17 protein-coding genes and 1 tRNA gene are annotated in these 12,838 nt (G+C 68.0%); 12 read left to right on the top strand and 6 right to left on the bottom strand.

The window, feature by feature from the left end; all coding sequences use genetic code 11:
• Positions 1-14 precede the first annotated feature (14 nt).
• Complete coding sequence (flgC, locus tag ACYX4P_RS16890) at positions 15-434, top strand: flagellar basal body rod protein FlgC (protein ID WP_248118387.1); 420 nt, start codon at positions 15-17, stop codon at positions 432-434.
• A gap of 10 nt (positions 435-444) precedes the next feature.
• Positions 445-759 carry a flagellar hook-basal body complex protein FliE gene (gene fliE, locus ACYX4P_RS16885; RefSeq protein ID WP_248118384.1) on the top strand — a complete coding sequence of 105 codons (315 nt, stop codon included), beginning with the start codon at positions 445-447 and terminating at the stop codon, positions 757-759.
• Positions 760-822: 63 nt separating this feature from the next.
• Here the strand turns inward: fliE and ACYX4P_RS16880 are convergent, their stop codons facing one another.
• From ACYX4P_RS16880 to ACYX4P_RS16870, 3 genes are all read right to left on the bottom strand, one after another.
• Positions 823-1,377 carry a polysaccharide biosynthesis/export family protein gene (locus ACYX4P_RS16880; RefSeq protein WP_248118382.1) on the bottom strand — a complete coding sequence of 185 codons (555 nt, stop codon included), beginning with the start codon at positions 1,375-1,377 and terminating at the stop codon, positions 823-825.
• Between the two features lie 54 nt (positions 1,378-1,431).
• On the bottom strand, positions 1,432-2,763 hold the full coding sequence (locus ACYX4P_RS16875) for an FAD/NAD(P)-binding protein (protein WP_248118380.1): 1,332 nt from the start codon (positions 2,761-2,763) through the stop codon (positions 1,432-1,434).
• A gap of 99 nt (positions 2,764-2,862) precedes the next feature.
• Positions 2,863-3,705 carry a WecB/TagA/CpsF family glycosyltransferase gene (locus ACYX4P_RS16870; RefSeq protein ID WP_248118378.1) on the bottom strand — a complete coding sequence of 281 codons (843 nt, stop codon included), beginning with the start codon at positions 3,703-3,705 and terminating at the stop codon, positions 2,863-2,865.
• 212 nt (positions 3,706-3,917) lie between these two features.
• Here ACYX4P_RS16870 and ACYX4P_RS16865 point away from each other — a divergent pair.
• From ACYX4P_RS16865 to ACYX4P_RS16830, 8 genes are all read left to right on the top strand, one after another.
• Positions 3,918-4,004 (top strand) — tRNA-Leu (locus ACYX4P_RS16865).
• Between the two features lie 201 nt (positions 4,005-4,205).
• Positions 4,206-4,820 (top strand): ribonuclease D, encoded by a 615-nt coding sequence (locus tag ACYX4P_RS16860; protein WP_248118376.1) that lies wholly within the window; start codon positions 4,206-4,208, stop codon positions 4,818-4,820.
• A 7-nt stretch (positions 4,821-4,827) separates the two neighbouring features.
• Positions 4,828-5,487 carry an LPS export ABC transporter periplasmic protein LptC gene (gene lptC / locus ACYX4P_RS16855; protein ID WP_248118374.1) on the top strand — a complete coding sequence of 220 codons (660 nt, stop codon included), beginning with the start codon at positions 4,828-4,830 and terminating at the stop codon, positions 5,485-5,487.
• A gap of 5 nt (positions 5,488-5,492) precedes the next feature.
• Positions 5,493-5,996, top strand: coding sequence for an LptA/OstA family protein (locus ACYX4P_RS16850; protein ID WP_248118372.1), 504 nt, complete (start codon positions 5,493-5,495; stop codon positions 5,994-5,996).
• A 26-nt stretch (positions 5,997-6,022) separates the two neighbouring features.
• On the top strand, positions 6,023-6,817 hold the full coding sequence (gene lptB / locus ACYX4P_RS16845; protein ID WP_248118370.1) for an LPS export ABC transporter ATP-binding protein: 795 nt from the start codon (positions 6,023-6,025) through the stop codon (positions 6,815-6,817).
• 122 nt (positions 6,818-6,939) lie between these two features.
• Positions 6,940-8,436: an RNA polymerase factor sigma-54 gene (gene rpoN, locus ACYX4P_RS16840; RefSeq protein WP_248118368.1), complete on the top strand. Its 1,497-nt coding sequence runs from the start codon at positions 6,940-6,942 to the stop codon at positions 8,434-8,436.
• A gap of 64 nt (positions 8,437-8,500) precedes the next feature.
• Positions 8,501-9,202, top strand: coding sequence for a ribosome hibernation-promoting factor, HPF/YfiA family (gene hpf, locus ACYX4P_RS16835; protein WP_248118366.1), 702 nt, complete (start codon positions 8,501-8,503; stop codon positions 9,200-9,202).
• A 78-nt stretch (positions 9,203-9,280) separates the two neighbouring features.
• Positions 9,281-9,745: a PTS sugar transporter subunit IIA gene (locus tag ACYX4P_RS16830; protein ID WP_248118364.1), complete on the top strand. Its 465-nt coding sequence runs from the start codon at positions 9,281-9,283 to the stop codon at positions 9,743-9,745.
• Between the two features lie 18 nt (positions 9,746-9,763).
• Here ACYX4P_RS16830 and ACYX4P_RS16825 read toward each other — a convergent pair whose 3' ends face one another.
• Both ACYX4P_RS16825 and ACYX4P_RS16820 read right to left on the bottom strand, forming a co-directional pair.
• Positions 9,764-10,015, bottom strand: coding sequence for a DUF1150 family protein (locus ACYX4P_RS16825; protein ID WP_248118361.1), 252 nt, complete (start codon positions 10,013-10,015; stop codon positions 9,764-9,766).
• Positions 10,016-10,078: 63 nt separating this feature from the next.
• Positions 10,079-10,501, bottom strand: coding sequence for an Hsp20 family protein (locus tag ACYX4P_RS16820; protein WP_248118359.1), 423 nt, complete (start codon positions 10,499-10,501; stop codon positions 10,079-10,081).
• A gap of 246 nt (positions 10,502-10,747) precedes the next feature.
• Between ACYX4P_RS16820 and hmgA the strand changes: the two genes are divergently transcribed.
• Together hmgA and ACYX4P_RS16810 are read left to right on the top strand one after the other, a co-directional pair.
• Complete coding sequence (hmgA, locus tag ACYX4P_RS16815) at positions 10,748-12,043, top strand: homogentisate 1,2-dioxygenase (protein WP_248118357.1); 1,296 nt, start codon at positions 10,748-10,750, stop codon at positions 12,041-12,043.
• Complete coding sequence (locus ACYX4P_RS16810; RefSeq protein ID WP_248118355.1) at positions 12,040-12,402, top strand: hypothetical protein; 363 nt, start codon at positions 12,040-12,042, stop codon at positions 12,400-12,402. The genes hmgA and ACYX4P_RS16810 overlap by 4 nt, the downstream gene beginning before the upstream one ends.
• Before the next feature lie 90 nt (positions 12,403-12,492).
• Here the strand turns inward: ACYX4P_RS16810 and ACYX4P_RS16805 are convergent, their stop codons facing one another.
• Positions 12,493-12,768, bottom strand: a complete 276-nt coding sequence (locus ACYX4P_RS16805) for a hypothetical protein (RefSeq protein WP_248118353.1) — start codon at positions 12,766-12,768, stop codon at positions 12,493-12,495.
• Positions 12,769-12,838: the final 70 nt, after the last annotated feature.

Here is a 12,838-nt window from a genome sequence, read left to right as displayed (position 1 = left end):
AGGACGCTTAAACCATGACCGATCCCGTCTCCCCCTCCAACAGCGCCATGGCCGTGGCCGCCTCCGCCCTGAAGGCGCAGCAGTCGCGGATGCGCGTCATCGCCGAGAACATCGCCAACGCCCAGTCCACCGCCCGCACGCCGGGCGGCGAACCCTATCGCCGCCAGATCCCCGTCTTTCAGGCGCGCGAGGTCGACGGGGCGACGGGCGTCACCCTGGCCGAGGTGCGGCCCGACCAGAGCGATTTCAAGATGGATTACGACCCGTCGCACCCGGCCGCGAACGCGCAGGGCTATGTGATGCGGCCCAATGTCGACACCCTGGTCGAGGCCATGGACATGCGCGAGGCGCAACGCGCCTATGAGGCCAATCTGAACGTCATCGAGACGGCGCGGTCGATGGACAGCCGCACCCTCGACATCATCAAACGCTGAGGTCTAGGCCATGAACCCGATGATGGCCGCCAAGGCCTATGCCGCCGTCCAGAGCGGCGCCATGCCGACGGGCCTGTCGGGGGCCGCATCGGCGCCGGGGGCCGGCGACGGCGGCTTTGCCGACCTGGTCAAGACCGCCATGACCGACATGACCCAGCAGTCGCGGGCGGCGGAAACCCAGATGACCCGCTCGGTCCAGGGCCAGGGCAATCTGATCGACGTGGTGACGGCGCTGAGCTCGGCCGAGGCGTCGCTGGAGACGGTGATCTCCGTGCGCGACCAGGTGATTTCCGCCTACAAGGAAATCATGGCGATGCCGATCTGACGGATACGCCCGACAGGTTCGTCATCCTAGCCGCGAGGCCCAGGATGACGGGCGTGCGTCCCCTCAGAAATACCGCTCTGCGATGCGGATCGTGTCGCCGGGCAGGATGCGGGCGTCGGGCGACAGGGGCTGTTCCATCGCGGCGCCGGCGCGGCGGACGAACAGTCTGCGGCTGTTGGCGCGGTAGGTGAAGCCCTGGGCCGTGGCGACCGCCTGCAGCGCCGTCAGGTTGCTGGCGTAGGGATATTCGCCCGGCCGATTGACCTCGCCCAGGATGTAGAAGGGCCGATAGGTCAGGACCCGGGCGGCGACGCGCGGATGGTTCAGATAGCCCTGGCCGAGGGCGTCGGCGACGGCGGCCTGAAGCTGGGGCGCGCTGAGGCCGGACGCCTGGATGTCGCCGATCAGCGGCAGGGTGATGCGGCCCCGGCCGTCCAGGGCGAAGTCGCCGCCCAGCGCCGGCTCTCCGAACACCTCGATCCGCACCCTGTCGGCCGGCGCGAGGCGATAGTCTTCCAGCGCGGGGTCGGTAAAGGCGGTCAGGCCGAACGCCAGGGCCAGGCCGACAGCAACGGCGAGGACGGGGCGCGGCAGGGTCGTCTCTCTCCTCGAATGCACGGCGAAGCTGTTAAAACTATCTGCGTGGATTGTGAAGGTCCAGATGCATGACCGCTAGTCCGGTTGCGCCAGTATCCGCGTCGCCAGGTCGCGGGCCTGGCCGCGCAGGTCGGGGACGGCGGTCATTTCCCAGAAGGCGCCGCGCGTCAGGGGGCCGATGGCGTGCAGGCCTTGGGCCGGATGGCCGTCGATGTCCAGCAGGCGGCCGTCGTCATCGACCTGAAGCCCCAGGCCCAGGGGGTCGGGACGGCCATAGCCCTTTTGCAGAATGTCGCGGATCATCGGCTCGATGCTGTGGCCGATGGAGCCCAATGGGCCGGTGCAGTTGACCACCAGATCGAACCGGTCGCGGATGGCGCGACGGCGACCGCGCGGGCGCCAGGCGACGTCGATGACGTCGGCGGCCCTCAGTTCGGTCAGCTTGCCGGCCAGAACCGTCAACTCGCCGGCCGCCAGCATGGAATGGATGTCGCGCGCCGATCCGGGCGACAGCCGGTGGCGATGCACGTCCCACAGGGGGCGAAGATGGCGCAGGAACCGCCGCCGCTCGACCGGCGACCATGCCCGCCACAGGGCGCGGGCCGAATGGCGCAGCCGGTCGAACACGGCGCGCCAGTCGGCCTGATCCGTCGCCTTTCGGACCTGACGCAGGACCTGGGCCGGCCCGCCCTCGAACGGGCCGTCGAAGGGGGCGGGGGGCACGACGGCATGGGCGCGGGGCAAAAGGCCGTGACGCGACAGGGCGGTGAAGCGCCGACCCGGTCGCCGCATCGTCAGGGCCGCATCCACCATGGTCAGGCCCGACCCGATCAGAAGCACATTGCGCGCCGTCTCGGCCGAGGCCGCATCCAGCCGCCAGGGGTTCTCAACATAGGCGGACGAGGCGCGCACGGCCGCGTCGACGCCCGGCGGCGAGGCCGGCTCCAGATTGCCCAGCGCCAGCACCACCTGGTCCACGACGATCTCGCCGTCCGAGGTTGCGATGCGCCAGCCGTCGTCCCGGCGATCCAGCGAGCGGGCCTCGGCGCCGATCAGGGTCAGGCGCTCGGGCGCATCCTCCAGCGCCGCGTCCAGCAGGGATTGCAGATAGTCGCCATAGACGCCCCGGGTGATGAAGCCGTCCTGGGCGCGCCAGGACGGCTGTTCCGCCAGCCAGTCGGCCAGATGCTGCGGCCGGTCGGGAAAGGCGCTCATATTGTCCAGGCGCACGTTCAGCAGATGCTGGGGATTGCCGGTGTCATAGGCCGTGCCGGGTCCGAATACCCCGCGCCGCTCGATCAGCGTCACGCGCACGGCGGGCGAGGCCTGAAGCAGGTTCACGGCGGTCAACAGGCCGCTGAACCCCGCGCCCACGATGGCGATCTGCGGTCCGTGTCGCTGTGGCATGCGCGCTCCGTCCTGGTTTCGACGCCGTGTCGATAGCACACGGCCGGAGGGAGGGATCATGGCGATAAATATCTATCTGACCAGTAGGAATATGGCCGCCTAGCGACGAAGCCGCCCAGCGCGCAGGTCGGCCAGCGCCAGGGGAATCAGGCTCCACGGCTCGACGCAGTAGCGGACGAACAGACGCCGAGGGTCCCGGAACAGGCGATAGGCCCATTCGATCCCGGCCCGGCCCATCCAGCGCGGCGCCGCGCTCTGGACGCCCGCCTCATAGTCGAAGGCGGCGCCGACCGACAGGACGACGCAATCGGGCAGGCGGTCGTAGTTGTCGGCGATCCACAACTCCTGGCGCGGCATTCCCATGCCCACGAACAGGACGTGGGGCTGGAATTGTTCGATCAGGGTCAGGACGGCGGCGTTCTCAGCCGAGCCGGGGCGGGCGTCGAAGAAGCCGTGGTGGACGGCGATCTCGGCGCCGGGCCAGGCGGCGCGCAGGCGGTCGGCCGCCGTCTCGCCCACGCCGGGCGCGCCCCCGACCGACAGGACGCGCCAGCCGTTGCGGGCGGCCACGCTCCAGAAATGGTCGCGCCAGTCCAGATAGGTGCAGCGGTGAAAGCCCCGGCTGTTCAGGCCCGCCAGCCGCGAAAATGCGATCAGGGGGGTGGAATCGACCTCCACCATGTCGGCCCGGTCATAGAAGGCGGCCAGGCCCGGCGTGCGCTGCATCAGATGCAGGCTGTGCAGATTATGGTTGGCGATCAGGCTCTTGCGGCCCTCGGCCACGGCCTGCTGGATGTGGTGCTGGACCTCCTCGGGCCGAACCAGATCGACCCACTGGCCCATCAGCCGCACCCGCTCGCTGGCGCGACGGCGGGTGCGAAAGGGCGCGCGTGGCCGGGCGCGGCGCTCGGTCGTCGGCAGGGGCGGGGACGGCTCCGTCATGGTTTCCTGTTAGATGGCCGACCTCAAGACGCGGTTAGGAAACAGGCTTAGCGGGCGTTAAACGGTGACGGAGAGGTCTGTGCGGCCACGCTTCAAACGCCGTTCGCGGAAGAAATCTCGCAAAGGCGAAAAATCCTTGTTGACCCCGCCCGGAGCCTCCCTTAGAGGTCCGCGCCTTCCCGATGGAAACGCCGCAAGGCGCTGCCGACGGGGCCCAGATGGCGGAATTGGTAGACGCGCTGGCTTCAGGTGCCAGTGGCTTAACGGCCGTGGAGGTTCGAGTCCTCTTCTGGGCACCATCTTTCAGACGGCGCCGCATCGCACGATGCGGCGCCGTTGTTGTTTCCGGCCTATCGACGCTCGCGTGGCGGCATTTTAGCGGCCTATCGCTCCGCGCGCGGCGCTCTGCTGCTTGAGGCCGTTCTGTGAAGGCGAAGCGTGGCGCTCGGCATTGCTGTAGCCCGTTTCGTCCATCGCATTCGCCGTGTAAGAGCCTGGGCATGACCGTTTACCTGCACGAGGGCGACCTGCCCGATGATCTGGACCTGGGGTCCGAGGTCGCCATCGATTCCGAGACGATGGGCCTGCGTTTTCGCCGCGATCCGCTGTGCGTGGTGCAACTGTCGTCGGGCGACGGGAACGCCCATGTCGTGCGGCTGAACCGGCCCGCCTACGACTGTCCGAACCTGAAGCGGGTGCTGACCGATCCGGCGGTGACCAAGATCTTCCACTTCGGCCGGTTCGACATCGGCATGTTCCTGCTGCATCTCGGCGTCGAGACTCGGCCGGTCTATTGCACCAAGATCGCCTCCAAGCTGGCGCGAACCTATACGGACCGGCACGGGCTGAAGGACGTGGTGCGCGAGACGGTGGGCGTGGACCTGTCCAAGGCGCAGCAGTCGTCCGACTGGGGCGCAGAGACCCTGACGCAGGCTCAGCTGGACTATGCGGCGTCGGACGTCCTTTATCTGCATGCGGCCAAGGCCAAGCTGGACCAGATGCTGGCGCGCGAGGGGCGCACCGATCTGGCCGCGAAATGTTTCGACTTCCTGCCGACCCGTTCGGCCCTCGACCTCGCCGGCTGGGACGAAGTCGACATCTTCGCCCACAGCTGAGGCGCGCTTGACCGACCCCGTCGATCCGTCCCGCATCGAGGCCGACGAGGCCCGGGTCGCCTTGGCCGGCGCCCGCTGGCGCGCGCGGTCGCGCCGGGTGAAGCTGTATCGCCGGGTGCTGCCCATCGTCATCCTGGTGCTGGCGGGCGGCGTCCTGACCTGGACGGTGTTCCGCACCGTCATGTCGGGGGTGGAGCGCAAGGCCAGTCAGAGCCAGGAGGTGCGGCTGGACAGCCCGCTGTTCCACGGCCAGGATTCGCAAGGCCGCGCCTTCACCGTGGGCGCCCAAGGGGCGGTGCGCGACCCCAATACCGGCAAGTTCCGCCTGATCGGCCCGGCGCTGAAGCTGAATCTGGGCGGGCGCAAGGTGACGGAGCTGACGGCCGACGGCGGAACCTATGACGAGCAGGGCAAGACGGTGACGATCGGGCCGAACGTGCGGATCTCCGACGGCGGCACGGGCTTCATCCTGACCACGCCCGAGGCGGTGGTGAACACAGACACCGGCGTGGTGACGGGTTCAAAGGGCGTTCAGGGTTCAGGCCCTATTGGAACCATCAACGCATCGTCCTATGCCATCTATGACCAGGGTCAGCGCGTGGTGTTCGATGGCGCAGGCGACAACAAGGTGAAGGGCGTTCTGACGCCCGCGGGTGCAGGCCGATGATGACGATGAAGATTTCCAGGGCCTTGGCGGCCGTTGCGGCGGTCGCGGTCGTCGCCCTGCCTGCGGTGGGGGACGCTCAGAGCCAGGCTGCAGGCCGCGCCCAAGCGTCGAACCAGCCCGTGGCCTATGGTGCCGATTCGGTCGAATACGCGCCCAACCGAGTGATCCTGCGCGGCCGGGCCGAGGCGACCCAGGGCGGCAACCGCTTCCGCGCCGACACCCTGACCCTGGTCAGCAGCGACGGCGGAAGCCTGGAGCGGGCCGAGGCGGCGGGGACCGTCTATTTCGTCACCCCGGACCAGTCGATGCGCGGCGACCGCGCGGTCTATAATCTGGGCAATGGCGAGATCGTGGTGACCGGCAACGTCATCCTGACCCAGGGCCAGAACGTGCTGACCGGATCGCGGCTGGTGTACAACATCAACTCCGAGACCGCCCGCATGGACGGCGCGCCGCGCGGCGCCGCCGGCAGCCGCGTGCAGGGCGTCTTCTATCCCAGCGGGAACTGAGGCCCGTCGGCCTGGGGATCAGTGATTTGGCGCGCAAGGAACTTTCCGCCCTTAACCTGGACGACCGGCCGGCGGCTGTGGCGCCGCCTGTCGTCTCGCCGGCCGAAAAGGGCCTGCGGGTGGTCAATATCGCCCGCGCGTTCGGCGCGCGGCAGGTGGTGCGCGACGTGTCCCTGACGGTGCAGCGGGGCGAGGTCGCGGGGCTGCTTGGGCCGAACGGCGCAGGCAAGACCACCTGCTTCTACATGATCACCGGCCTGATCCCGCCGGACGCGGGTTCGATCTGGCTGGACGGCGAGGACATCACCGGCCAGCCCATGTATCAGCGGGCGCGGATGGGCCTGGGCTATCTGGCGCAGGAAGCCTCGATCTTTCGCGGCATGACGGTCGAGAAGAACGTGCGCGCGGTGGTCGAACTGAACTACCCCGCCGATCAGATCAAGGCCGAGACCGAGCGACTGCTGCACGAACTGCACATCGACCATCTGCGCCATGCGGCGGCGACGGCCCTGTCGGGCGGCGAGCGGCGGCGGGTGGAGATCGCGCGCGCCCTGGCCGGGCGGCCGTCCTTCATGCTGCTGGACGAACCCTTCGCCGGCATCGACCCCCTGGCCATCGCCGACATCCGCACGGTGATCCGCTATCTGGCCAGCCAGGGCATCGGGGTGCTGATCACCGACCACAATGTGCGCGAGACCCTGGACATCACCGACCGGGTGTCGATCATCTCGAACGGCGCGGTGCTGTTCGAAGGCACGTCCGACGAGGCGATCCACGACGCCGAGGTGCGCCGGGTTTATCTGGGCGAAAACTACGTCTGAAGGCCCAAGTCTCCTACCCATCGCCTGGCGAGGATATGTCGTTCGTCTCGCGTTAACCGGTTAGGCGACATTCTGCCCCAGCAAGTTCCGGGCCAGTTCGGCTCTGGCGGCGGGATGCGGACGTGATCGGGCAGAGGTTAGAGGTCAGGCAGGGGCAGGGGCTGGTCATCACGCCCCAGCTGCAGCAGGCGATCAAGCTGCTGCAACTGTCCAACCTGGAACTGGACGATTTCGTCGAGCAGGAGCTGGAGCGCAATCCACTGCTGCAACGCGAGGAGCCGGAAGGCGAGACGCCCGAGGTCGCCGAACGCGCCGAGGCCGGCGACGGCGAAATGACCTTCGGCGACGGGGTGGGCGAGGGATCGGTGGCGGCGATGGACGCCGGATCGGATGATGTCTATGGCGACGCCGCCCCGGGCGAGCGCACCAGCGACCGGATGACCGACGAGGCCCAGCCGGGCCTGTCGGACTGGTCCAGCGCCGGCAAGGGCGGCTCGGTCTTCGAGGGCGAGGGCGAACGGCCCGACACGCACGAGCCGACGTTGTGGGAGCATCTTCAGGCCCAGGCGTCGTCGGCGGGGTTCACGGCGGCGGACCACGGCATCGCCCTGACCCTGATCGACGCTACCGACGAGGGGGGCTATCTGCGCGGCGAACTGGCCGAGTTCGCCGACCGGCTGGGCGTGCCGCTGGCGCGGATCGAGGCGGTGCTGGCGGTCTGCCAGGGGTTCGAGCCGACCGGGATCATGGCGCGGTCGGTGCCGGAGTGCCTGAAGCTGCAACTGATCGAACGCAATCGGTTCGACCCGGCGATGGCGGCCCTGCTGGACAATCTGGACCTGTTGGCGCGGCGCGACCTGACGGCGCTGCGTCGGGCCTGCGACGTGGACGCGGAAGACCTGGCCGAGATGATCGCCGAGCTGAAGGCCTTGACGCCACGGCCTGGCGCGGGCTTCGGCGGCGAACCGGCCCAGACGGTCGTGCCCGACGTCCATGTGCGGCCCGATCCGGCTGGCGGCTGGCGGGTGGAGCTGAACGCCGACACCCTGCCGCGTCTGCTGGTGGACAAGCGCTATCACGGCCTGGTCCAGGCGGGCGCGCGCTCCGACACGGAAAAGACCTTCGTCGCCGACTGCGCGGCCCAGGCCAACTGGCTGGTCAAGTCGCTGGATCAGCGGGCCAAGACCATATTGAAGGTGTCGTCCGAGATCGTGCGCCAACAGGACGCCTTCTTCGCCTTCGGCGTGGAGTTCCTGCGGCCGCTGAATCTGAAGACCGTGGCGGACGCCATCGGCATGCACGAATCGACCGTCAGCCGCGTCACCTCCAACAAATATGTCGCCACGCCAAGGGGGGTGTTCGAGCTGAAATTCTTCTTCACCGCCGCCATCCAGTCGGTTGACGGGGCGTCGTCCCATTCGGCCGAAGCGGTGCGCCATCGGATCAAGACCATGATCGACGGCGAGGGTCTGGAGGGCGACGTTTTGTCCGACGACCGGATTGTCGAAATCCTGAAGGAGACCGGCATCGACATCGCCCGTCGAACGGTGGCCAAGTATCGGGAAGCCTTGAGGATTCCGTCCTCGGTGCAACGTCGGCGGATGCTCAAGACCGCCTGATAAGCTTCACCACAAATTGGTGATCCGGATTGACACCAAATCGGGTCGGGCGCGTTCTATCGGCATGCAAGTCCAAGTCAGCGGCAAGCAAGTGGATGTCGGCGAAGCGTTAGGCTCGCGCATCTCCCAGGAACTCGAAGACGGGGTCGGAAAATACTTCGCCCGAGGCGGTGACGACGCCGAGGTCGTGGTGTCCAAGGACGGCCATGGCTTCAAGGTGGACTGTTGGGTCCGCCTGGCGTCTGGACAGACGCTGGTGACGACCGGATTCGGCGGCGACGCCCATTCGGCCTTCACCGAGGCGCTGGATCGTCTCGAAACGCGGGTCCGTCGTTACAAGCGTCGCCTGAAGGATCACCACATCGGGCCCAAGGGCCTGTCGCCCGAGAAGACCGAGAACGCCGCCCGCGAAGTCGCCCGCAGCATCGTGCTGAGGGATCCCGACAGCGTGGAGGACGATGTCTTCGGCGACGCGAACGACAACGACGGCCCGCCGCCGCTCGGCATGGTGATCGCGGAAACCGAACATGAAATCCGCACCATCACGGTCGGTCGCGCGGTGCTGGAGCTGGACATGACCGGCTATCCGGTCGTGCTGTTCCGCAATGCCGCGCACGGCGGCCTGGCGGTCGTCTATCGTCGGCCGGACGGCAACGTCGGCTGGATCGACCCGGAACGGACCGCTGCGGCCAACGGCAAGACCAATGGCGCGCACGCCAACGGCGGTCAGGCCAACGAGGCCAAGACCGACGCCGCCGTGAACTGAACGGCTTAGTTTGACTTCGGCGCGGGAGGCTCTAAACGGGCGCCCGCGCCGTTCGTATGCGTAATCGAGGGTTGTCTGATGGACATCGGTGATCTGCTCGCGCCCAAGGGCGTCGTGCTGCGCGGGGGGGCGTCGTCGAAGCGTCAGGCCCTGCACGCCCTGTCCGAGGCGGCGTCACACGCCCTGGGCGTCGACGAGGCCAAGGTGTTCGACGCCCTGATGGAGCGCGAGGCCCTGGGTTCGACCGGCCTGGGGTCGGGGGTGGCGGTGCCGCACGCGCGCCTGGCCCAGATCGACAAGGTGACGGCGGTGTTCGTGCGGTTGGATACGCCGGTGGCGTTCGGCGCCGTGGACGATCGGCCGGTCGATCTGATCTTCGGCCTGTTCGCGCCGCCCAAGGCGGGGACCGAGCATCTGCGCGCCCTGGCGGCGGTGTCGCGCGCCCTGCGTTCGCCCGAGCTGCGCGAGCAGCTGCGTCAGGCCCATACGACCGACGCGGTTCGGGCGCTGTTCTTCAAGGACAAGGCGGCGACCGCCGCCTGAGGGCGCCGCCCGCCCCGGTCAGTGGACCGAAACGGGCTCCAGCTCATGCGCCACGGCGGCGGCGAAGGCGGTGTCGCGGTCGATCATGACCGCCAGACGTTCGCCGTCCGCGCTGTGGACGGCGTAGAGCATCTGGCCGGGATCGATCTCCACGTCCTTGATCTGAACCGCTTCGTCCAGCAGGTCGGAGGCCTTGATCTCGCGCACATAGACGAGGTCGGGGGCGCCCAGGCCGGCGAAATCTTCCTTGGTCATAGTCATCGGCGTCATTAGGACCGCCTCCTTCGGTTTGACAACGCCCGGATCGCCGGGCGGTTCGAACAGCCGCACCTTTCAGCCGGCCGTGATGGGAATACGACGCACCTGACGCTCGGCCTCGGGCCGGATCAGATCGACGTGGAGCAGGCCGTGCTCCAGCTTGGCGCCGGACACCTCCAGCCCGTCGGCCAGGACAAAGCTGCGCACGAAGCCGCGCGCGGCGATGCCCCGGTGCAGAAAAGCCTGTTCGCCCCGCCCCGCGTCGTCGCGCTTGCCGGCGAGGGTCAGTTGACGGCCTTCCAGGGTGATGGCCAGCTCCTCGGGCGAAAAGCCGGCGACGGCCAGGCTGATCCGCACGCCCGCATCGCCGATCTGCTCGACATTGTACGGGGGATAACTCTCGGCCGCAGCCTTGGCGGCGCGATCAATCAGGGCGCGTGTATGGTCGAAGCCCAAGAGGAACGGGCTGTCGAACAGGATGGTGCGCGTCGTCGTCATCTGGGGTCCTTGAAGAAAGCGACCGGCGAAGACGTCTCCCGCAATCGGCAAGACGCTCCGTCACAGATGAAGATGGGGGTTGGCGGGGGCGGGATCAACCGGCTCGCGCCGGTCGTCCCCAATCCCGTCATCTTCGGGAGCCGTAGGCGGTTGAGGTGGACCGGCCCCGCATAGGATTGATCACAACGGGCACAGGGTGACGCTGGCGTGCGCGGGGTCTAAAGCGGGGGCCTAGGGAGACACGATATGACGCGATCCAACGCGCCCGCCTACATGACCGGCTTCGGCAATCATTTCGCGACCGAGGCCGCGCCCGGCGCACTGCCGCACGGCCAGAATTCGCCACAGCAGACGCCGATGGGCCTGTACGCCGAACAACTGTCGGGCACGGCCTTCACCGCTCCGCGCGCTGAAAACCGCCGAAGCTGGCTCTACCGCCTGCGGCCTTCGGCCCAGCACGGCCCGTATCGACCGTTCGACCAGGGGCGGGTGCGCTCCGGGCCGTTCGACGAGACGCCGCCCAATCCGAACCGGATGCGCTGGGACCCGCTGCCGATGCCTGAAACCGGCGCCGACTGGGTCGAGGGGCTGACCACCTATGGCGGCAACGGCGAGCCGGACGCCGGGGCGGGGGCGGGCATCCACCTGTATGTCGCCAACCGTTCGATGACGGATCGGGTTTTCTATGACGCCGACGGCGAACTGCTGATCGTGCCGCAGGAAGGCGCGCATCGTTTCGTCACCGAGATGGGGGTGATCGAGGCCCAGCCCGGCCAGATCGTCCTGATCCCGCGGGGCGTGCGTTTCCGCGTCGAGGTCGACGGTCCCGTTCGGGGCTATGTCTGCGAAAACTACGGCAGTCCGTTCCGCCTGCCGGACCTCGGCCCCATCGGCGCGAACGGCCTGGCCAATCCGCGCGATTTCGAGACCCCGGTCGCGGCCTATGAGGACGTGGATCGCCCGACCGAGTGCGTGCAGAAATACGGCGGCCGTCTGTGGGCCACGACCTTCGACCACAGCCCGCTGGACGTCGTGGCGTGGCACGGCAACCTGGCGCCCTGCCGCTATGACACGGCGCGGTTCAACACCATCAACACCGTCAGCTACGACCATCCCGATCCGTCGATCTTCACCGTGCTGACCAGCCCGTCGGAGACGCCGGGCACGGCCAATATCGACTTCGTCATCTTCCCGCCGCGATGGATGGTGGCCGAACACACCTTCCGCCCGCCCTGGTTCCACCGGAACGTGATGAGCGAGTTCATGGGGCTGGTGACCGGCGCCTATGACGCCAAGGCGGGCGGCTTCGCGCCGGGCGGTGCGTCGCTGCACAATCGCATGAGCGGACACGGCCCGGATCAGGCCAGCTACGAGGGCGCGATCAAGGCCGAGCTGAAGCCGCACAAGATCGAAAACACCTTGGCCTTCATGTTCGAAACCCGCGCGCCGATCCGCGTCACGAAATGGGCGTCGGAATCACCTCAGATGCAGCTGGACTACGATGACGTGTGGTCGGGCTTCACCAAGGGACAGATCGCATGATCCGTATTTCGATAATCGCCGCCGCCCTGCTGGCGACCGCTTGCACGCCCCAGACCACCACCAGCGCGGGTTCCGATGCGCCGACGCAGAGCGCGGAGGCCTCGGCCTGCGCCACGCGCGGCGGCGCGATGAAGCAGGTCGGGCGGATGCAGTCCTGGCAATGCGTGATCAGCTACGCCGACGCCGGCAAACGCTGCACCGACGGCGCCCAGTGTCAGGGCGATTGCCGCGTCGAGGGCAATACGGGCGTCGCGGCGGGAACGGCGACCGCCGGCGTGTGCCAGGCGACCAGCGACCGCTTCGGCTGCCACGCCCCGGTCGTGGACGGCAAGGTCGGCCCGACCCTCTGCATCGACTGATCGCCGGACAGGAAAAAGCCCCCGTCGCAAACGACGGGGGCCGATCCATCCGTAAACGGACTTAGTGGGTCGACGGCGTGTTCGACGTGGTCATGCCGCCGTCGGCGTTGCCGCCTTGTTCTCGACGCGGTCGGCCTTGCGGTCGGCGTTCTTCTCGACCTGATCTGCCTGAGCGTTCAGGGCGTCCTTCTGGGCTTCGGTCGGAGCGGTCGCAGCCTGGGCTTCCAGTTGGGCTGCGCGGGCGTCGCCCGTCGCTTCGATGGCGTCAGCTTGCTTTTCAGCGGCCTTGTCGGCGGCGCTCTCGCCGCAGGCGGCGACGCCGGCCAGCATGAAGACCGAGGCGGCGGCGATGGCGAACTTTTTCATTTCAGTTTCCTCTCCTTTGTGGAGACGAGGAAACGTCACGGCGGCGGATCGGTTCACGCCGCCGTGAGAT

The sequence above is a fragment of the Brevundimonas sp. ABV4_179 genome, from assembly GCF_056311945.1.
Note: the sequence above shows the minus strand (reverse complement) of the source record. Positions and strands in the feature narration are given on the sequence as shown.